Source organism: Streptomyces sp. Ag109_O5-1 (assembly GCF_003814875.1).
GTDB classification, from domain to species: domain Bacteria; phylum Actinomycetota; class Actinomycetes; order Streptomycetales; family Streptomycetaceae; genus Streptomyces; species Streptomyces sasae.
The window spans coordinates 3,350,960-3,370,329 of sequence record NZ_RKQF01000001.1; the positions used below are offsets into that span (position 1 = coordinate 3,350,960).

The window sequence follows — 19,370 nt, forward strand, 5'->3', positions numbered from 1 at the left end:
AGAGAAGATGTTTCCGTATGAACTTGTGCGGCTGAGCGACCTCGAGAACGAAGTCGTCATCACGGTCCTCTCACCCATGGGCTCCCCCTACTGGGAGGCGCGGATCGAGGTGTCCAGCACGTTCGTCAAAGGGGGCACGCTGCTGGTCCTGTCCCCCCCGAAGCTCGATTCCTGGGCGAAGGCACTGGACGAGCTCGACCGGGGGCAGGACGTCGTCTGGATGGAGACGGACCGCGGCCCAACCATCAGCATTCAGCTCGACGGGGAGCGGGACTGCCCGGAGGTCGTCGTGGACGACGAGTCACTGTCCATGGTGACCGTCCGTATCCCGATCGCTCTTGAGGAGGGATGGATCGACGACCAACGGAACCGCCTCAGGCGATTCAACGAGGAGATGTGAACTCGGGTAGCGCATGGCGTTCTTGAAATAAGGATCCAATGGGTCGGCCGCGACGGGAAAAGCTCCTGTCGCGGCCGACCCGCGCGCTGTCCGTCGCCACTCCGCAGAGAGGTCCCCGACTCCATGACCCGCCCCTACGACCAGCACCACAGTGAGGCACTCCGCGCCCAACTGCACCTACCGCTGTCCGAACGAACCTGCCCGATCTGCGGCCATATGACCCTGCGCCTCTACCATCACACGAAATACGGCCGGACCGAACCCGCGTGGATCAACTACCTGTGGTGCGGCAACTGTCACGCCTACTCGTCGTCCTTCACGGGCGCCGGGCGCAAGATGGTCGAGACCGACCCACTCCTTGAGCAGTACGGCGACCGGATCGCCGAGGTCTTCCGTGACCCCGAGCGCCTGCTCAAGATCCTTGACGGCTACTGGAAGACGGGAAAGCTCCCCCAGACGATCTCCCGCCGCCCCCGCGGACACTGAAAGCCCGAGGGCCTCACAAGGGACGATGTGCATGCGCAGCTGTTCGGTCCTCCTGTCATCCGGTCGGCACCACCCGCTCCGTCACGATGACGGACTCGACAGGCGCGGACATCACCAAGGACAGTCACCTCGTCTACCGCACCTTCGTCAGCAACCGCCTCCTCGTCCGCTACGGAATCAAGGACGGGAACAACGGCACCAGCCTGGCATCACTCTCCAGCGCCGCCGGCTCCTCCACCGGAACCGACACCCAGTACGCCACCGGCTGGGACACCACCACCTACACACTCATCACCGGCACTCCCGACGTCAACGGCGACAAAATCCCCGACATCTGGGCCCGCAAAGCCGACGGCTCCGTCGTCTTCTTCCCCTGCACCAAAACAGGAGTCGGAACCCCCGTCACCGTCATCAGCAGCGGATGGGAAGCAAAAAAGCATTCGGCTGACAATCGTCGACTGAACCGAAAGCACGGCCAAGCGGAGTCACCGGTGCGTGACTCCGCTTGGTCCTGTGAACCCTCCGGGTTCGGCGACGGGCGCCGATCCTTGAGATGGAATCCCTCAACTCCCGCGACGGGGCTCGACCGAGGAGACGGCAATGGCATCCGTGAGCTGATCACGTTGCGTCTGGCAGCACCCCATGACAAGCCATCAGAACGAGCGTCAACTGAGCGTCCATGCGGTCGGCTTCACCCCACACCGAGAGAAACGACAACCGCACCGCCGTCCCACGCTCCATCGAGAAACACCTGGTCAGAAAGCATTCGCCAACCGACCACGCACTTCACGTCGTGCACCTCGGAAAACAGGTCGAGCACCACTGGCCACACCTGAGAAACCCAGGAAAGTCGCAGGTCAGAGCCCCTTTTCAGCCGACTCCAAAATCGCCACGCATTCCACATGCGACGTCATCGAAAAGCTATCGGATTGAGCAGGTCTCGGAAAGGGCCAGGTCAGAGGCCATTTCTCGGCTCGTTATCCCGTCTGCAGGAGCCCAGAGCGTCAAACGAGCGTCATGACGCACAGCACATCCCTCCTCTCCGGAACGGAAGGTTGCCACGGCCAAGTGCCCCAGCAGGGCCCATTGGCTCGGCAGGCGCGCTTGTGGGCTTTCGGGCTGACCGGCTGGCGCACCCGATGAAGTCGGGCCCTCTGCAATCCATCGAGAACGCTAGGGCCTCGGTCTAGTCACTGGAGTCCCGCTGACCTGCGCCGACCCGGATCGGTCGGCAAACGAAGTTGCCGGGTGTGCTTACGAGTTGGTGCAGTCCGCACGCTGCAACACCGCAGTATCTGCAGGTTGAAACGCTGCTTGGTGTGCGTCGAGCTGAAGGAGGAACTTCACGCCGTCCCGAAGATCACGTGTGTCACGCGCTGGGCCCCGGCGGAGCTAGCCGCCGGGGTCTCCGACCCGGAGATCATCGAAGCTGCCAAGGGTGACGAACGCATTTCCATTGCCTTGTGTCCGTCTCTCCACGCCAAGCTCTACCGTGCCGACGGCCGCTGTCTGGTCAGCTCCGCCAACCTGACCGGCAAAGTCACTGGACGCGTACCGAACGCCAACGTGGAACTGTCGTTGAAGGTGCCGATCGACCACCCCGAAGTACAGCGGCCCGGTCCAGTAGGTCGCCTCCGCACCCCAGGCGCGCAGCTAGGAGACCGGGCGGTCGGTGCTCGAACCCGTCCTCGCCGAGGCAGGCGGCTGGCTCGCCCAGGACCTCGCACGGCTCGAACGGGCACTGGTGGCGGGCATCCACTCCCTGATCACGGTGCCCCTGCGAGCACGCGAAGTGACCCTCGGGGTCGTCAGCTTCTACCGCTCCGAGCAGCCCGCCCCGTTCGAGGACGACGACCTGTCCCTGGCCCAGGAACTGGTCGGCCGCGCGACGATCTGCATCGACAACGCCCGCCGCTACCCCCGCGAACACAACACCGCCCTCGCCCTGCAGCGCAGCCTGCTGCCCCGAGGCCGCCCCGACCAGAGCGCGGTCGAGGTCGCGTACCGCTACCTGTCCGCGCAGGCGGGGGTAGGCGGTGACTGGTTCGACGTGATCCCGCTCTCCGGCGCCCGCGTCGCACTGGTCGTCGGGGACGTCGTCGGCCACGGTCTGCACGCCGCCGCGACCATGGGCCGGCTGTGCACCGCCGTCGACAACTTCTGCTCCCTGGACCTGCCCCCGGACGGCCTCCTCACCCACCTCGACAACCTGGTCGCACCTCTCGACCGGGGCGAGGGCTGGGCGGTGGAAAACACCCACCAGGACTCCAGCGTCATCGGCGCAACCTGCCTGTACGCCGTCTACGACCCGGCGTCCCAGCACTGCACCCTCACCCGCGCCGGGCACCCCATGCCCGCGATCGTCGGCCCCGACGGTGACGTGGACTTCGTCGACCTGCCCTCGAGATCGCCGCCCGGCCTCGGCGGCATGCCCTTCGAGACGGTCGAGCTGGAACTGGCCGAGGGCAGCCAGCTGGTCCTCTACACCGACGGCCTCGTCGAGGACCGGCACCAGGACATCGACACCGGCCTGGACCAGCTCCATACCGTCCTGGCCTGCGCCGGCCGGGCCCTAGAGGTCACCTGCGAGGCCGTCCTCGACGCCCTGCTGCCCACCCGCCCGAGCGACGACGTGGTTCTCCTCGTCGCCCAGCTCACCGCACGCTGGGGACCCGCTACACCTCCGACGGCAAGATCATCTGGACCGAACAGCCACTGCCCTGACGACAGCCGCCCCACCTTGGCGTCCATGACCCAGCCGTGATCCACGGCCCCTGGCCCCGCCTCCAAGGCCCCGCCACCCACGTCGACTCCCCTCCCGCGCGGAAGGCCCGGCGACCGTATGCAACGGGCCCCCTACGGCCTTGGTTTGCCTTCCCCGCCACGTAGTGACGACAGGACCAGGCGCCCGTACCGGGTGGTGAGTACTGCCGCTGTGACGGCGATCGAGAGGGCGAGCGCGATGTACAGGTGTGCCACGGAATGGTCGTCGAGGACCTGCAGGATGCCGAGCGCCGTACCGAGAGGCAGGCCGAGAATGGTCAGGACGCCCAGCGCTCCGCTGATTTGCTGGCTCTCCTGCGTCTGCACGAGCCTGCTGTAGTCGGCTGCTTCGGCGAGGATCTCGTTGAATCTCACGGGCAGCCGGTGCTGGTTCTGGAAGGCGAGCAGCAGATCGTTCGCCGTGCCGTGGGCAGTGAGGTGCTGCCGCCAGTAGGTGCTGCGGAAGACCGCGATGTTCCTCTCCAATGCCGAGAGGCGACGTGCCGGCCGGGGTGAGACGAATATCTCGGAGAGCTCGTCGGTGAGCTCGTCGATGTGATCGCGTTGCAAAGCCCCTAGGAGCAGAGCGTCGAGATAGACGGTACGGGAGTGCAGCGCACCGTAGGTGAAGAAGTCACCCTCCCCTGTGTCTGTCCGGTGGCCGAGGAAAGCGGTCCCTTGACGCAGTACCAGGGCGCTCCAGTCCGCCGAGATCCTGACCGTGTCCTTGAGCTGCTCACCAGCGGTCTCCGGCGGCAGGGGGAAGTCCTCCGGAGTGGAGCGTGACGCCAACTGCCACAGCCAACGGTCCGCGGTGGCGGGCAGTTCACCTTCGAGGCCGGCGCGAAGGGCCGGGGTGTGCTGCGCCGCAGGGCTCAGGAAGGCGATGGTGTAGGGCCGGGCGTCGAAGGACGGCGCGTCGGCCGCGCGAAGGTCGGCGACCCCGTCGAGCAGCCGGGCCGGGTCGAACGGTCCGGAGAGCGGTGCATCGGCTTCACGCGGTAGCCGCCCGGCCAGGGCCCGCACCACGGGCAGCAGGGGCCTTTCCACCGTGAAGTGCAGAACGGCGAGCGCGTGTTGGGGCTTGCGGGCGTGGCCGCGCGGAGCAGTTCCATACCGAGCAGACGCATGCCGTCGTGCGTGACGTCGAGCGTCAGGTGCCAGCGGCAGGGTTTTCCCGGCGCCCCGTACAGCGCACGGGCGGAAGCGGGAGTGAAGTACGTCGACCGGATCCGGGCGTCGGTGCTGCGGTTGCCCATGTCGAAGGGGAAGGGCCCTTCGGACCACTCGGGGACGCGCAGCAGCCGTACGGGCAGCACGACGGTCAGCTCCTGGCGCGCTCCTGTGACGTCGTCGAGCGGCGGAACGCCGGCGGTCATCGGCGGTGCTCGGCGGCGCCGGCGTCCTGGACGATGAAGACAGGACGGGTCATCATCCCGCCCTCGTCGCACTGGGCCGTCGGCTCCTCGCAGCGCGCTCGCGCATGGCCGTGCTCCACGATTCTCCTCGTATGTCTCTCGGTCGTCCCCAGCTGACGCCGATCCCGCCGCACAGCCACGGCGCAACAGCCGGAACGCAGACTATCGCGGACCCCTGCGAAGCGACGGCGAACGGCATCCCGCCGCCGTCGGACGGCATAGTCGGATAGCCTCTGCATCGTGCTTTCACGTGAACTCCAGAGCAGGATCGACCGGTTGTGGGACGCTTTCTGGTCGGGCGGTTTGTCGAATCCGCTGGAGATCCTGGAACAGATCACGTACCTGCTGTTCATACGGATGCTCGAAGTGCGGCATACTTCTCAGGAACGGGACGCCGCTTCCGCCAGCGCACCGGTCGACTCCGTGAGTACGCCGCTACTGAACGAACGGCTGCGCTGGTCACGCCTGTTGGACGAGGCGCCGCAACACATGTTCGCCACGGTCCGCGACGAGATTTTCCCCTTGCTCCGCACCTACGGCAACGACAACCCGGAATTCCTCGGGCACTTCGCTGACGCGCGCTTCAGCATCCCTACACCTGGATTGCTCGCAAAGGTTGTCGACACGCTTGAGGGCGTACCCCTCGACGCGGTGGGCATCGGCGGCGACGTGTACGAGTACATGCTGGGCAAAGTCGCGAAAGCAGGCCACAACGGGCAATTCTGGACGCCGCGGCACATCGCCCAGCTCATGGTGGAAATGACGGCTCCCCAGCCCGGAGAGGTCATCTGCGACCCCGCATGCGGGAGTGCCGGATTCCTCGTCGCGGCAGCGGAGTACGTCAACCGGAACCGGCCCGAGACGCCGGAGGGGCCAGCCCGGCACGAGCAGGTCGGCGAAACCACGTTCCAGGGCTTCGACTTCGACACCACGATGCTGCGAATCGGCTCGATGAACATGTGGCTCCACGGGGTACAGAGCCCAGACATCCGCTATCGCGATTCGCTCGCGCAGAACACGGTCGAGGCCAGCGGGCGGTACTCGCTGGTCCTCACCAACCCACCCTTCGCGGGCAGCCTCGACTACGACGCCGCTGCTGACGATCTCCAGCGAGTCATCCAGACGAAGAAGACCGAGTTGCTCTTCGTGGCCCTGGTGCTGCAACTGCTCAAACCCGGCGGGCGGGCGGCGGTCATCGTCCCGGACGGTGTTCTCTTCGGCTCAACCAAGGCCCACAAAGAACTACGAAGAATCCTTGTCGAGGATCACCGAATCGATGCCTTGGTGAAACTTCCCAGCGGTGTGTTCAGGCCCTACGCAGGTGTGTCCACGTCGATCCTCTTCCTGACGAAGACCAGCGGCAGGGGCACGGACAGCGTCTGGTTCTACGACGTCACGGCGGACGGGCGGAGTCTCGATGACCGGCGCACACCGCTCCTCTCCCCGGAAAAGCTCGGCCCGACCCCGAGCGAAAGGCTTGATCGGTCTGAGCACGCCAAGAACAACCTTCCTGACGTAGTGAGCCGCTGGCTGCTGCGCCACACGAGCGAACGCGGCCGCAGGCCGAGCGAACAGAGCTTTCTGGTTTCGAAGAAGGAGATCGCCAAGAGTGGCTACAACCTTTCCCTGAACTACTACAGGCAGGCCCACGAGACGAAGGAGCTGGCTCGAGACAGTGTGCGGCTGGGGGACTTCGCCGAAATCTACGGCGGTTCGGTCGCAGCAAGGGAGACGGGTCCAGCAGCGCCCTCGGGCGACCCGGACGTGCGGAGAAGAGTGTTGCAACCTTCTCTGCTGGCCTCCCATCTCTGCCCCGTCGAGACCCTTCCGGTGCGCAAGGACCGGCGCGAGCCCCGGTGGAGGCTACGAGAAGGCGACATAGTCGGTCGCGACCTGGCAAACGTACGGCACTGGACGATTCTCCCCGCGGAATATGAGGGCGTGCAGCCCGGCCAGGGCCTGATCGTCATCAGGCCCCTGGAGAATCCAGTACCTTCCGAATATCTCGTCACCTATCTTTCGAGCCCTCAAGCAGAGCAGCAGATTCAGCGTTACGATGTCATTCCTCGCATCAGGCGCGCTGGCCTAGCTGATATCCGTGTCCCGATATGCGAAGGAGACTTCGAGGAAGTTCGTACATCCATCGCCCGACTCGCAGAGGGGCAGGTCGAGTCGGAAAAGATCCGGGACCAGCTTCGCGCCGCACGGCTGCGTATCTTCGAGAAGGGGTCGAGCAACGAGCGTCGCGCGAGACTCGACGAAGCGGCGGAACTGAGTTCGCTGATCGCCCAGAATCTCCGAAAGCAGAGCGAGCCATACAGGATCTTCCAGGAGACGTATCCTTATGGAATTGCTCGGGCGGTGCGGAAGTTCCGGCACAGCACGTCGCACGCGGAGAAGCATGAGGCTGCCCTACAGTGTGTGGAGTCGCTCATCCTTTCCCTCGGCATCGTCGCCCACGCCATTGCCGCGAACCGCGGGCGACAGGATCTGCCCGAGATCGTTCAGTGGAAGCAGGCCGTAGGAGGCGGTGGTGTGGCACTGGGGCACTGGGTAGCGGTCATTCGAGCCGTAGGAGCAGACGCCAAGGAAATCGGCGATCCCGCATCCGGGCTGGCTGAGGCCGCAACCCAAAAGAAAGGGAAAAAGGGATTAATGGCGGATCTCTCCGCTCTTGTGACCCTGAGAAACAAGATCAGGCACGGTGCGGGGCCGCGGACGCGGGCGGAATTCGACAGGAGCCTGGAAAAACTGGAGCGACTGATGTTCAGCAGTTTGTCCTGGTGTACATTCTTGGCGCGAGCCCGGTGGGTGCACATGGACAGGCTTCGTTGGCTTCCCGAAGTGGGAAAGTTCGAAGTTTCGGGCCTCGTACTCATGGGCGATCACCCTGATTTCGAGCCCATCACTTTCCAGACTGACGTCCCCTTGGTCGATGGCAGCCTCTACATGCTGACGCCGCAGAACGAGCCGATACAACTCTCGCCCTTCTGCCTGCTCGAGGACTGTCCCACCTGCCTGGCCCCCGAACTCTATTACCCGGACCGGCTCACCGCCTCCACGGCACTGCTGAAAAGCCTTGACCGGGGACATGAGCTGGAAAGCGACACCGTATACGCCTCGTTGCGGCCATGGACACAAGCATGAACAAGGTGAAATCGACTGTCCGCAGCTCAGCCGGCTCGATTCCGAGACGTTCGCCTCTAGTTGGCTGCTCGGCCCGACCGCTCCCCGATGTGTTCCCGAACGGCAACTACCAGACCGGCGATGCTTAAAATTTGGGAACGCTGCGCGTCCTCGGCCAGATCAACGCCCGTTCGACCATAGCCACAGCACACGGCGCCGATATGCCAGACCGCGAGCCGTCGCCGGACTACACACACGGCTCATGGCGGATGTGATCGCCTCGGGAGCCACGTCTCGGAACGCCACGGCTGGATGACCTATCTATCCTCCTCAAGTTGGTACACCCGGCTGTGCGCCCCTCTGATTCCCGTGACCGTCACGCTACTGCTCGGACGGCAAGTCAGTTGCTGGAGCGGCTGCGGGATGATGCGTACGGAGACGGGACCGGTTCCGGCCTCCAGCCCCGAGACGATGACGAGGAAGAAATCGTCGTTCTCCGCTGCTCGCTGGAACTCCGCAGGCGTCAGCAGCACCGTGTCCGGCTCGGCGTCCTTATATGCCTTGAGTTCGTAGAATCGCGATAGTGCATCCACCGCGTCGGCGCCGAGGCCGCGTTGGGCCCGTAGGTCGCGCAGCCAGTCGTCGTCGGTGGCGAGTGCCTGGCGCACGACGTCCAGCGCCACCTTTTCCTGCTCCGTGCCCGTGTAGGGGCGCGGTGGCGTGTGCTGTTGGGGGATCGCCGATCCGGCGCGGGGCTGCGGCAGGCCGGACGTACCCGGGCTATACCCGCTTAACCGCGCGGTGGGCGCGCCCGAGGCCGAGGGCTTCAATGGCGTGATGATGCCGCTTGGGTCGACGAGCCGGAGTCTGCCAGGGTCCACGAGCCTCCGCGGTGGAGCGGGAGGCACCGGCGGGACTGACGGCCCAGTTACGGGCGGTGGTGTGCTGGGGACAGGCGGGAGGATCACTGCCGTCCGTGGGGTACCAGCTGCTGTGCTGGCCTGCGCTTCGGTCGCGGTACGGCGTTGGTCCACCTCGCTACCGAGTTCTCTGAGCCGTCGTTCACGCTCGGCCTCCGCCGCTTCCCGGTCGCGCCGCACCTGGTCGTCGGCAAGGCTCAGTCGTACGGCCGTATGGCCCTTCTCGGCCTGGTCACACGCTGCTCCCCAGGCGAGGGCCACCTCGCGGCGGCTGCCCGGAAACCGGGCGGCGATCGACCGGCCCACCCCGGATGTGCGTGTCAGAGCGGCAGTGTCACGTACATATAACGTGCCCGAGGGCCAGTGAATCCCGGCGTCCACGGGCACGTGCACCGTCTCGCCGGTGTCCGGAAGATCGAGGCAGCAGGCCAGGTGAGGGGCGACGCATACAGTCAGGTCAGCCAGCTGGTCCCACGAGCAGTCCAGGGACTGGGCAACGCTCGCGGCGTTGCGCTGCAGGTCCTCGCGGAGGTGGGTGACGGCTGACCGGACCAGCGCTGTGGCGTCCGGGTCCGCCGGGGCCGGGCCAGGGCTGTACGCGGTGACATGCTCTGCGGCGAGCTCGCTCACGCGCAGGGCTCCGATCAACGGTCGGAACTGCTCCAATTCGGCTCCCGGGCACCACACCGCACGTTCCCGGCCCAGCGCCTCGGCTACCACTGGGTCCTCGACGGCGTACACGGGCCGCTTGCTTCGCCAGCCCTGGCTCGTCCAAAGAGGGAGGCGTCCCAGACGCTTGGCCGTCAACCCGCCGGGATGGGTACGGCCCAGAGCGGCGAGCATCTTCAGGGTCTCCAGGACAATGGACTGGGTCGTCCCGTCCGGCTCGTCCCGACCCTGCTTCCGGTCCTGCTGTGCCAGCTCCTTGATCACGGCCGTGGCGTCGTCCACAGTCGGCAGGCGCACTGCGAGCCGCTGCCAGATCTCCTCGCTGCCTGGAAACGTGGGAGCGAACGCACGGAGCGGACCGAAGAGCGGCGCTCCGCGCAGGCACTGGCTCGGCCGGCGCCAGCCGGAGTCCGTGAGGACGAGGCCGCTCCCCTCGCCGAATGCCCGGAGGACCGAGCCCAGGGACATCTCCCCCGAGGCTCTCTCGCCACGGCCGAAGGCGCGCTCTGCCAGGGCTTGGTAGAGGATCAGTGCCGCGGGCACATCCCTGTCGCCGACCTCTGCCTCCCGTCGGCGCAGGCGCTGCAGACATTCCACGAGGTCCTCGGTGCGGGCCTCTGCAGAAATACCCAAGGCGCGCAGCACATCACTGCGTCTGCCGACCAGTTGCTGGATCTCGGGATGGAGGAATCGCTCGTCGTCCGCCCCGTACACCGCGACCGTGCCGGTGGTCCGCATGCGGAGTCGAGCCGGGGCAGAAGTTGTGCCGTTACCGTCGTCCAGCCATGGTGTGTCGCGCAACTGCCAGAGCCAAAAAGCTGCGGTCCTGCCCCGGTTTTGCCATGCGTAGTAGTCGTAGACGGCATCCGCCTCGTCGTGGTCGGAAAAGCGGCTCCATGCCCGCCCGAGGACGTGAAACAGCGCTGCCGCCCTGCGCCTGCGGAGCTGCGGGTCCTGCTCCGCCGCTATGCCAGAGGCGACGGCACGTAGGTCGGGGCTTTCGTAGTCGTCCAGCGTGAAGGTCGCTTCCAGAACGCGCAGGGCATCAGCGCGTGCTCGAGGTCCCGAAATGACTTCCGCCGGCAGCCCCTTCGGGCTCTGCGTGAAGCGTTCCCGCGCCCCCGGGTGCCTGCGCAACCTGGGCGCGGTCTCCGCGCCCAGGAGCCTCAGGAACTTACGGGCGCCCATCCCGGCGCCGCCGCGCTGCAGGACCTCGGCGTACCGGGGCCGCAGCCACACCAGCCCGGCCGTGCGACCGGCGGCGAAGGCGAAGCTCTCCTCGCGTTCCGAACTGTCCAGTCGGGCGGGTAGGTACGCCCGGGCGGGAGCGACGTCGATGTCTTCACGTTTTCCGGCCCGGTCGTAGCGATGCCCCTGCAGCCGGATTGCATGGCCCACGTCGCGCCCCAAGGTCTCACGTTCGTGGTCCGGCACACGTGCGAAGCCGTCGCGTAGTTCGATGAGCTGGTCATCTGTCAGCCGCAGTACGTTCGGGCCGCCGCTCCCTGCCGCGCCGATGGCCGCAAGGCGCCGGATCACGGCCACCGCGTCCGCGTCGGTCAGCAGCACCTCCCGCTTACGGAGCCATGTCCTCACCGACCGCGCCTCGTCGGTGTCGGCGAGGAATGACGGATGGATTTCCCGGGAGAATCCGAGACTGGCGCCGAGGCCCCGCGGGGCGTCGGTGAACACCGCTGGTTCGGCGGGCCGGGGTACACGGTGGCGGCCCCCTGAGCTGTCCACGAGCCAGCGGCTCGACAGCAAGGAGGAGTAGATATTCGAGGCAAGTCCCACCGCGGCGAGGCGGATGTTCGCCTGCGGGGTCCGGGTTTCGTCGTCGAGGAGGCGTAGCGCGTCGTAGAGGTCCACCGTCACGGGAACCGCACTGTCGTGGTTCTCCCAGTCCGCCAGCACCTCGCGCCATCGACCGTCCTCGTCCCGCGCCACCTTGGGCAGCACGGCGGTCCGCTCGGCGACGCGGGAGATCTCTTCTTCGGTGATCACGCCCACCAGCGTCTCGTCCTCCACCGCGAGATCATCCAGGCCGAGCGGCCCGTAGCCCGGGACGTCCAGGACGAGACCGTGGGACACGCCCGCCCTGGCACGGTCGAGGAGTAGTCGCTCCAGCGCGGCGACCGGGTCGCGGGAGTCGCGCATGTCGTCGGGGAGCGGCACGGCGCGCCAGGCCCGTGCCGGATCCCGCCGGAACTGCCACAGGGCGGCGGCCGTCCACAGGTCGCCCACCAGTTCATTCAGTGCGCGGTTCCACGAAGTGTCGTCGAGCGCCTGACGGCTGGCGATCGGATCGAACTGGGCGCTGATACAGAGGGACAGAGCGGTGTCTGCGACCGGAAGACCGACGTAGATCCGCCCGGCGTCATCGGGTCCGAGAGGAAGAGCCACAGCGATTGCGGTGGTGGACCCCACCGCCTTGTGAGACCGGGTGATCCCGGAAGGGCTGGGAACGGTCGTACGGCAGATCAGCCACCGGGACCCGTCGCCGGCGCGTGCCTCGCCGGTCTCCACGTCGGCGCTCTGCCCGCCCACCACGGCCTCGAACGGCTCGCCGGTCTCCCGGTCGAGCGCCAGCCGGTGCCGGACACGACCTTGCTCGTCCAGGTGCGTGACGCTGCCGACACTGCCGAGGAAGAGCAGCGCGCTGTCCCCCCACTCGGCAAGCCACGCGTCCACCTCGTCCGCGTCGAGCACGCCCGGCTCCAGAGGAACCCGTAGAACCGTCCAGGTGTCGCCCGCGAACCAGTCAGGCAACGGGAACGGCCTGGCCACGGCGATGTCAGGATCGCCGACCCGGAACCGGTAATGCCTGCAGTGAACCTCCAGATACGGGGAGAGGGACTGGAGAGTCATCAGGCCGATCCCGAACCTACCGGTGGATTCCGCCTGCTCTGCCTTGCTCGTCAGCCAGGGCATCGCCAGAGCCAGAACGTCCGGCAACCGTACGGGACTGCCGTTGTGGGCGACGAGAAGTTCCCGTCCCCTCGTCAGAATGCGTACGTCCGTGGCGCCGAGGTCCTCGGCGTTCTGCACGATCTCCGAGAGTCCCTGGAGACGGTCGCTCGACAGATTCCCCGCGTGGTCTCGGGTACGTCTCAGCGCGTGCCGTACTTGACCGTCCAGTCGCGCGAACCGGCTGCCGAGTCGCTCGACCGCCGCCTCAGTCGCCGCCTCACCCTCCGGCTCCGGTACGACGGCTCCTTCTGGGATGCCCTCCATGGAGAAGAGCGCATCGGCGGACGCAATTCCCCGCTCCACTGCAGCTGTTCGACACACCGCATCCCCCCGTGGTCATCCCTGTCCCCCGCATACCTCGACACTCCCCACGACACAGGGTAACGAGGCCAGCGCAATCAGCACACGCCTATCCGAGACCTGCCACCGTATAGCCCAAGATCAAAGAACAGACCCAACGCGCTGCTCGACGGGTTGAGCCCCACAGGTCTAGGACCCGCGCCATCTGGTCCAGGACGACAAGCTCACACTCCGTCAGAAACAGCGTCGAACGAGCGTCAAGACATTTCCCGAACCCGTCTCTGACGGAGTTGAGCAGAGCGTTCTGGACTCAGGCTCCCGCTGCGAAACCGCAGGTGAGCCACGTGGCGGCTACCTACCACATGCTCCACGCGGTGAACTTTGGGAAACAGGTCGAGCACCGCTGACCACATCTGGAAAACACAAGAAAACCGCAGGTCAAAGCCCCTTTGCCGCGGGCCCCAAAATCGCCACGCACTCCACATGCGATGTCATCGGGAAGGTGTGCAGTTTACGTCTTCCTGGGAAACATGCAGGTCAGAGTCGGTTTCGAGGGCGAAATCCAGACCCGCCGAGAGCCTCGTGCGTCATACGTGCGTCACCGCCAGGCCGTGCGTCAGACGCGCACCGATACCGATAGATGCCCGAACCACAGGCTACGCAGCGGTAGGCCGTGCACTGGACCCGTACGGGTTGCCGCCGCCCTCTCTCGACGCGCCATGGAATCGAGGGCCAACGCAGGAACCCCCCTGACCGGCAAACGCCAGATCAGGGGGGCGTGCGGAGGCGGCGGGAGTCAATCTACAAAGGCAACTGCAGGCACCCGGCCACTGCGAGAGTGGACGCACCACCGCCCGACGAGCGCTCGGCTCTCAGTCCCCGGAGTCGTCCGTCTCGAAGCTGGCGATCACCGGCAGCGCACCGTCGTACGGCCAAGAGCCGTCATGCGAAAGGAATTCGGGCCGGATCTCCTCGATCTCGTCAATGTCAATATCAGGGTCCAGCTCGGCTTCTTCATTGAGTTGCGCGAGGCTCGGGAGAAACGGGATGTCGAGCCTGTCGGTGAGCAGGTCGTGGATAAAAGCTACGATGCCGCCCTGGTATTCGTAGAAATCCTGCCCGATGGCGGGAACCACGAGCACCGGCCAGTCATCGGGCTTGCCGACAGTCCGCCAGCAATAGCGTTCTCCGTGTCCCGAGTTACCCCAGGGGATCAGCCCACCAGGCTGAGGGAAATGAGGGATCGGCGTGATTTTCCTGGTCTTTCCATGGTAGTCCGCATCGACCTGCTGCCACCGTGCCAGGTTTCTGCGCAGTTCCCCGGCAGGGTTGGCCACACCAGGCACAAGGAGCGTAAGGAACGGGGCGAATCCACCGGGTCCGAAATACCTGGCGAGTTCCTTGTAGTCCAGTGGCAGCACGGTGCCGACGTCCGACTCGATCACCTGCCAGTCGACCGTGAAACCTCGTGACCGTCCCAACTTGACGATCCGGGCGACGTCCTCCACAGACCCTATACCGCTGCACCTCTGCTCCGTTACTCGACTATTCTGTCCCGGCCGGACTTGAAGCCGCCCGTTCCCAAGGCAGTGATGTCGATCTCCTCGGGTAGCGGGTTGGTGTCGTTCGCGTATACGGGTGTGGATGTGTAACAGATGGCCTGTGTCTTCGCGACCCACTCCGCTTGATAAACCCTACCAGTGCGAGTACCGGGCATCGTTCACTACAGGCGTGAAAGTGCGACGGCAACCCGTGAGTTCCCCGATTCGTTGAGGGAACGAAGTCGGTCATCGCCGCCACCACGGCGGAGGAGGTCCAGTGCGGTCACTTGATCTCGCAACTCCAATTCCTCCATGGGTGTCGGTTCGGGTTGCTCAGGCGCCGGATGGAAAATCGGCGCGCCGCCGTCTCCGGGATACAATAGAGCATCGAATTCCTGATGAATGTCCAGAGCGATAGTCGAACACCAGTCCGCCCACTCCTTGATTTGAAAGCCATCCTCAAAAGCCCTCAAGACCATTTCCGCGGCCATCGAGCAGGGTTCCCTCAATTCATCAGAAACGCTGTCGTCCAGGGGGCGTTCAAGGATGTCACGCAGAGCCGCAAGAATCTCGGGCAAAAATTCTCGGTCCACTTCCAGAGAGCGCATCCGCTGGACGACCCGCTCCTCGACCGGGCAACCGGAACGGACCTCGAGGAGCGGCACGACCTTGTAGAGACACATCGATGCGAAGCTGACGAGGGCGTCCTCTTGCGCTGTACGCAAAGCCTGGACCAACGAATCGTGTGTCACGTCTAGGGGTACGTGGTCCAAAATGTCCTCCATGGCGAGTTCTGCTTCTGGCTCTTGTTTACCGACCCGTCCACAGTCACACCCATACCGGTGAGGCTGGGAAAACAGCGACCCCAGCATACACCTGTCGATGTTCCGCCTTCGACTATTTCCCAGCCGGCCCCGGCCGAAAGAGCTTGCAGAACAGATTGTTCCGCGTGCCCGGGGAGCTGCACGAACGTCTCCCCTGGCAGAAGTGAATTGTTTTTCTTCCAGCCACTCGGCATGTATTGCTTGTTACTGGAGACCAGAGTCATCTCTCGTCCGGGGTCTGCTTTGCTCCTGACCCTCACCACCGAGGTCGTTCCGCTCCAGCCGGCCTGGTTCTGAAGGTCTGTCGCCCGCTGTGACAACTGAGCGGCACCGTCCTCCGACCCGCCGTAGATGTAACGCGTCTCAGCTCCCGGTGGCACAGCCAGTGCCACACTGGGAAGTCCGGCGGTCAGATCGACCGGGAAGAGAGAACTCCATCCTGCGGCCGCGCCGGGGTCGATCGGATTGATCAGTGTGCTGCCGGCTCCGGCCTCCGGATCGACCGGGAGGGTGGATGTGAGCCCTGCTCCGGCGCCAGGGTCTACCGGGTTGACGAGCGTGTTGCCGTCGCCGGCGCCGGGGTCGACCGGGAAGGTGGTGCCCAGGCCACGGCGTCGTCCGGCTTCACATGTTCCCACGCCGGGAAACAGGTCGAGCAGCCAGAAGAAGTCAGAAAACGGCAGGTCAGCGGCCTTGCCCGGCGGGTTCCAGGATGGCGACGCACTCCACATGCGAGGTCATCGAAAAGACGTGCCAAGACGCGGAAACTGGATATCTGCAGGTCAGCGTAGGTTCACGGGGCGCTCTGAACGGCTCGTCCGGCCCCGGAGCGTCAGACGAGCGTCACCGCGGTGGCGCTACAGCATCGACGAGACGGGTCCGAGGTAGTCAGCTGAGCAATCCACGGACTCTCTCAGACGACTCCGGTGATCTTGAATGCAGCCCAGAACAGCGGCCTTTCGGCGACCTGTTGGTCAAAGTGGCTTCGCCAGTCCGGAAGCATCGCGTCGATTGCTGATTCGGCGGCGCGCACCGGACCTGCCTCCCAGGACACTCGCCACCGGTGTTCACTTAGGCAGCGGATGGTGGCGGCGTAAGCGGTGTGGGAGTCCGCGCCGACGCCGAGGTGTGCGTGGAGCACAGCGGAGAACACGACGCCTTGCAGGTCAGTGTTTTCCCACAGAGTGGAGATGACCGCTTTTGCGCCGCGGACGAGAAAGGCGGACTCGATGCTGCGCAAGGTCTGCACGGTACGGCCGGTGCCTTCATGCGTGCCCGTTCTGCAAGCGTCAAGGATGATCAGGTCGACGCTGGAAAAGACTCCGTCAGCGAGGACCCCGCTGGACGTGAGCATGGCCGCACCGGGTGACCGCCGGCTGGAGTAAACGCACAGAGCCTCCAGGAGAGCACCGTGTCCGGCTCGGCGCTCGTTAGCGGTTCATCGGCTTCCCTGGCGCTGCTTCATGGTGGCAAAGGCGACGGCCGGCCCGATCTGGGTGAGGCCGGCCGTCGGCGAGGTACACAGGCCGGTTCAGCGCTGCAGGGTGAGGACACCCGGCCGCCAGGGCAGTTGGTCGTAGGGTCCGCTCGCGGAGGGGGACTTGCCCTGGTAGAGGAACTGCAGGTTGCAGGGGTCGACGGTCATGGTCTGGTCGGGGTTGTTGCGGACCAGGTCGCCGTGGCTGATGTCGTTGGTCCAGGTGGCACCGCTGTTGGCCTTGCCCGCGAAGGGGTTGCTCTCGCTGGCGGCCTGCGGGGTCCACGAACCGCTCAGGCTGGAGGCAGTGAACGAGCGGAAGTAGCGCTGCTCATTCGCCCCCCGCGCCTCGACGATCATGAGGTACTGGTTCTGGCCCTGGACCCTGTAGACCTGCGGCGCCTCGAACAGGTTCTTCACCGTGTCGCTCATGACCGTCGTGTAGGACGAGCCGAAGCTGCCCGGGAAGTTCCCGATCGGCATGCTCGCCCGGTAGATCTTGCCGTTGTCACCGGCGAAGAACAGGTACATGTTCTGGTCGTCGGCGATCAGGGTCTGGTCGATCGGGGCGGCGCCCGGGATGCTGCCGGTGAACAGCGGCTGCGGCGCGGACCAGCCGTCGGGGTTCGTGGGGTCGCTCGACGTACGGTAGATGAAGGGCCACGCACCCCACTGGTACGCCAGCACCCAGATCTTCTTGGGCGCGAAGTAGAACAGCGTGGGCGCCACCGCGGACTGGCTCATCCCGGTCTGGCCGGCCGACGCCATGTCCGACCAGTTCGTGAAGGGCTTGAACATCATCGAGCCGTACGACGACCCCGACACGTTCGACGCATAGACCAGGTGCTTGCCGTTGTACGTCACGTCGGTGAAGTCCTTCAGCGAGACCCACCCGTTCGCCGGCTGCGCCAGCGCACCCGTCGACGTCCACCGGTACGTCGACGGAAGAGCACACGTGCCGTCCCCCGGCGGGGTCGTCCCGGACAGCCCGGTCCACTTCTGGTTGCCGCCCCCGTTGCACGACCAGATCTGCGCCGCTGTGCCGTTGGCCGTACCTGAGCCCGTAACCTCCAGGCACAGCCCGGACTCCACGCCGACGACCGTGCCGTCGGAGTTCACCCGCCACTGCTGGTTCGCACCGCCGGAGCAGGTCCAGATCTGCACCCGGGTACCGGCCGTGGTGGCGTGGCCCGGAACATCCAGGCACTTGTTGCCGTACACGGTGAGCTGGTTGCTGTCCGTCAACGTCCACTGCTGGTTGGTCCCGCCCCAGCAGTCATAGATCTGCAGATACGTGCCGTCGGTCTGGCTGGCGCCCGGCACATCGAGACACCGGCCGGAACCAACACCGCGCAAGGCGCCGCTGGAAGCCGCCTGAGCCGGGGCGGCGACGAGCATCGCCGCCAACGCGGCCAGGGCCGCAACCACGGCGGCGAGCACCACTGATGGATGCCTGCGGCTGAAACTTCCTCGGTGCATGGATACTTCCCCAACCTTGAGTAGGCGGTTCCGGTTGACCTCGTCAGAGGCTGGCCGGACTGTCGGTGTGGTGCGGTGTGCAGCAGTCCGCGAGCACCACGGCGGGCGGCGACAGTTGGCGGGGCCATGACATGCACATCCCTGACACGCATATGCGGCATGGCCCTTGCGATTCCGACTTCAGGCGGTGCTGCCCGGCATGGCCCTACCGTGGATGGACCGGCCCGGAATGTTCGTTATGTCGAACAAAGGTCGAATCATCGAGCAACCCGATGATAGAGAACCGGTGAACGCCGTCAATACCTCTCGCATGTATCGCCTCAAATTCCGAAACATTCGCACCATCACGCGCCGACCAGCGCACGCCACACTGCAAAATGGCTGGCTCGTAAGCGACTTGACCCCGGAACGGAGCGATGTACGGATGATGCAGACACTCGGCCGACCCCGCCTCCAACGTCCCTGACAACGAAATCTGCACGCCGCCGACGCCAGCACCGGGGGCCGCCGCCCGCCTACCGAATGACCGAAAGTTTCGTCGAACAATCGGAAATTTCTTCGGCGAGAGTATTGACGATCCACGGTCACGCCTCAATCATCCCTGTCTGAGAAACCGGGCCTGGTTCGAGATTCTGGACTGTACCGGCCTGGGCAATCCATGCTGCACGGCAGATCAGCGACCAGCTGCACGGCAGACCCGCGCACCACATCACCTGCGCCACCCCGTTCCGTTCCGGTGAGGTTCGCACCAGCGCACCTGGCTCTTCCCGCAGTGGGAGAGGCATGCGACGCCGTGTGACGGTCCCCCGGCTGAGCCGCGCTGGAGTACCCGATGCCTGTGTCGAGACGTGGAACACGCCCGCCGCCCGCCGTACGTCGCCCGACGGCCGACCGGGTGCGGCGCCCGGGCCGTTGGCGTCATCCCGGTCCCCATGACTGCGGTGTCCGGTGATTCCGTCCTCCCCGGGCTCCGACCTGCCCCGTCCGTCTGCCGGAC

Annotated in this window: 12 protein-coding genes and 1 pseudogene; 5 read left to right on the plus strand and 8 right to left on the minus strand. The window is 65.6% G+C overall.

Features of this window, described 5'->3' with window-relative positions; translation table 11 throughout:
- The first annotated feature begins 7 nt into the window (after window positions 1–7).
- From EDD90_RS15010 to EDD90_RS15030, 4 genes and pseudogenes are all read left to right on the plus strand, one after another.
- A complete protein-coding gene (locus EDD90_RS15010; RefSeq protein ID WP_123973499.1) occupies window positions 8–400 on the plus strand; it encodes a DUF5959 family protein in 393 nt (130 codons plus the stop codon).
- A 123-nt stretch (window positions 401–523) separates the two neighbouring features.
- Window positions 524–886: a hypothetical protein gene (locus tag EDD90_RS15015; protein ID WP_123973500.1), complete on the plus strand. Its 363-nt coding sequence runs from the start codon at window positions 524–526 to the stop codon at window positions 884–886.
- Window positions 887–972: 86 nt separating this feature from the next.
- Entirely contained in the window at window positions 973–1,722 is a 750-nt protein-coding gene (locus tag EDD90_RS15020) for a hypothetical protein (RefSeq protein WP_123973501.1), read from the plus strand.
- Between the two features lie 791 nt (window positions 1,723–2,513).
- Window positions 2,514–3,548 (plus strand): annotated as a pseudogene (locus EDD90_RS15030) (PP2C family protein-serine/threonine phosphatase); the annotation flags it as partial.
- 194 nt (window positions 3,549–3,742) lie between these two features.
- On the opposite strand, the gene EDD90_RS15035 reads toward EDD90_RS15030, so the two are convergent.
- Both EDD90_RS15035 and EDD90_RS57295 read right to left on the minus strand, forming a co-directional pair.
- A complete protein-coding gene (locus tag EDD90_RS15035) occupies window positions 3,743–4,699 on the minus strand; it encodes a hypothetical protein (RefSeq protein WP_260327868.1) in 957 nt (318 codons plus the stop codon).
- A 325-nt stretch (window positions 4,700–5,024) separates the two neighbouring features.
- Complete coding sequence (locus EDD90_RS57295; protein WP_260327869.1) at window positions 5,025–5,147, minus strand: hypothetical protein; 123 nt, start codon at window positions 5,145–5,147, stop codon at window positions 5,025–5,027.
- 160 nt (window positions 5,148–5,307) lie between these two features.
- Between EDD90_RS57295 and EDD90_RS15040 the strand changes: the two genes are divergently transcribed.
- A complete protein-coding gene (locus EDD90_RS15040; protein ID WP_123973502.1) occupies window positions 5,308–8,214 on the plus strand; it encodes an N-6 DNA methylase in 2,907 nt (968 codons plus the stop codon).
- Window positions 8,215–8,510: 296 nt separating this feature from the next.
- On the opposite strand, the gene EDD90_RS15045 is transcribed toward EDD90_RS15040, so the two are convergent.
- The 6 genes from EDD90_RS15045 to EDD90_RS15070 all read right to left on the minus strand — a co-directional run bounded on the left by EDD90_RS15045 (window position 8,511) and on the right by EDD90_RS15070 (window position 18,373).
- The gene (locus EDD90_RS15045) at window positions 8,511–13,016 is read right to left on the minus strand and encodes a sacsin N-terminal ATP-binding-like domain-containing protein (RefSeq protein ID WP_260327870.1); all 4,506 of its coding nucleotides are present in this window, start codon (window positions 13,014–13,016) and stop codon (window positions 8,511–8,513) included.
- A gap of 908 nt (window positions 13,017–13,924) precedes the next feature.
- The gene (locus EDD90_RS15050; RefSeq protein ID WP_123973504.1) at window positions 13,925–14,560 is read right to left on the minus strand and encodes an SMI1/KNR4 family protein; all 636 of its coding nucleotides are present in this window, start codon (window positions 14,558–14,560) and stop codon (window positions 13,925–13,927) included.
- Window positions 14,561–14,775: 215 nt separating this feature from the next.
- Window positions 14,776–15,276, minus strand: a complete 501-nt coding sequence (locus EDD90_RS15055) for a hypothetical protein (RefSeq protein ID WP_185149104.1) — start codon at window positions 15,274–15,276, stop codon at window positions 14,776–14,778.
- Between the two features lie 71 nt (window positions 15,277–15,347).
- Window positions 15,348–16,148 (minus strand): hypothetical protein, encoded by an 801-nt coding sequence (locus tag EDD90_RS15060; protein WP_123973506.1) that lies wholly within the window; start codon window positions 16,146–16,148, stop codon window positions 15,348–15,350.
- Window positions 16,149–16,330: 182 nt separating this feature from the next.
- Entirely contained in the window at window positions 16,331–16,771 is a 441-nt protein-coding gene (locus EDD90_RS15065; RefSeq protein ID WP_123973507.1) for a CHAT domain-containing protein, read from the minus strand.
- 177 nt (window positions 16,772–16,948) lie between these two features.
- Window positions 16,949–18,373, minus strand: coding sequence for a non-reducing end alpha-L-arabinofuranosidase family hydrolase (locus EDD90_RS15070; RefSeq protein ID WP_123973508.1), 1,425 nt, complete (start codon window positions 18,371–18,373; stop codon window positions 16,949–16,951).
- Window positions 18,374–19,370: the final 997 nt, after the last annotated feature.

Excerpts from the sequence above, each read along its gene's own strand:
- EDD90_RS15010 (WP_123973499.1), top strand. The coding sequence starts at position 8 with ATGTTTCCGTATGAACTTGTGCGGCTGAGCGACCTCGAGAACGAAGTC.
- EDD90_RS15015 (WP_123973500.1), top strand. The coding sequence starts at position 524 with ATGACCCGCCCCTACGACCAGCACCACAGTGAGGCACTCCGCGCCCAA.
- EDD90_RS15020 (WP_123973501.1), top strand. The coding sequence starts at position 973 with ATGACGGACTCGACAGGCGCGGACATCACCAAGGACAGTCACCTCGTC.
- EDD90_RS15045 (WP_260327870.1), bottom strand. The coding sequence starts at position 13,016 with ATGGAGGGCATCCCAGAAGGAGCCGTCGTACCGGAGCCGGAGGGTGAG.
- EDD90_RS15055 (WP_185149104.1), bottom strand. The coding sequence starts at position 15,276 with ATGTGTCTCTACAAGGTCGTGCCGCTCCTCGAGGTCCGTTCCGGTTGC.
- EDD90_RS15060 (WP_123973506.1), bottom strand. The coding sequence starts at position 16,148 with ATGTGGAGTGCGTCGCCATCCTGGAACCCGCCGGGCAAGGCCGCTGAC.
- EDD90_RS15065 (WP_123973507.1), bottom strand. The coding sequence starts at position 16,771 with ATGCTCACGTCCAGCGGGGTCCTCGCTGACGGAGTCTTTTCCAGCGTC.
- EDD90_RS15070 (WP_123973508.1), bottom strand. The coding sequence starts at position 18,373 with ATGCACCGAGGAAGTTTCAGCCGCAGGCATCCATCAGTGGTGCTCGCC.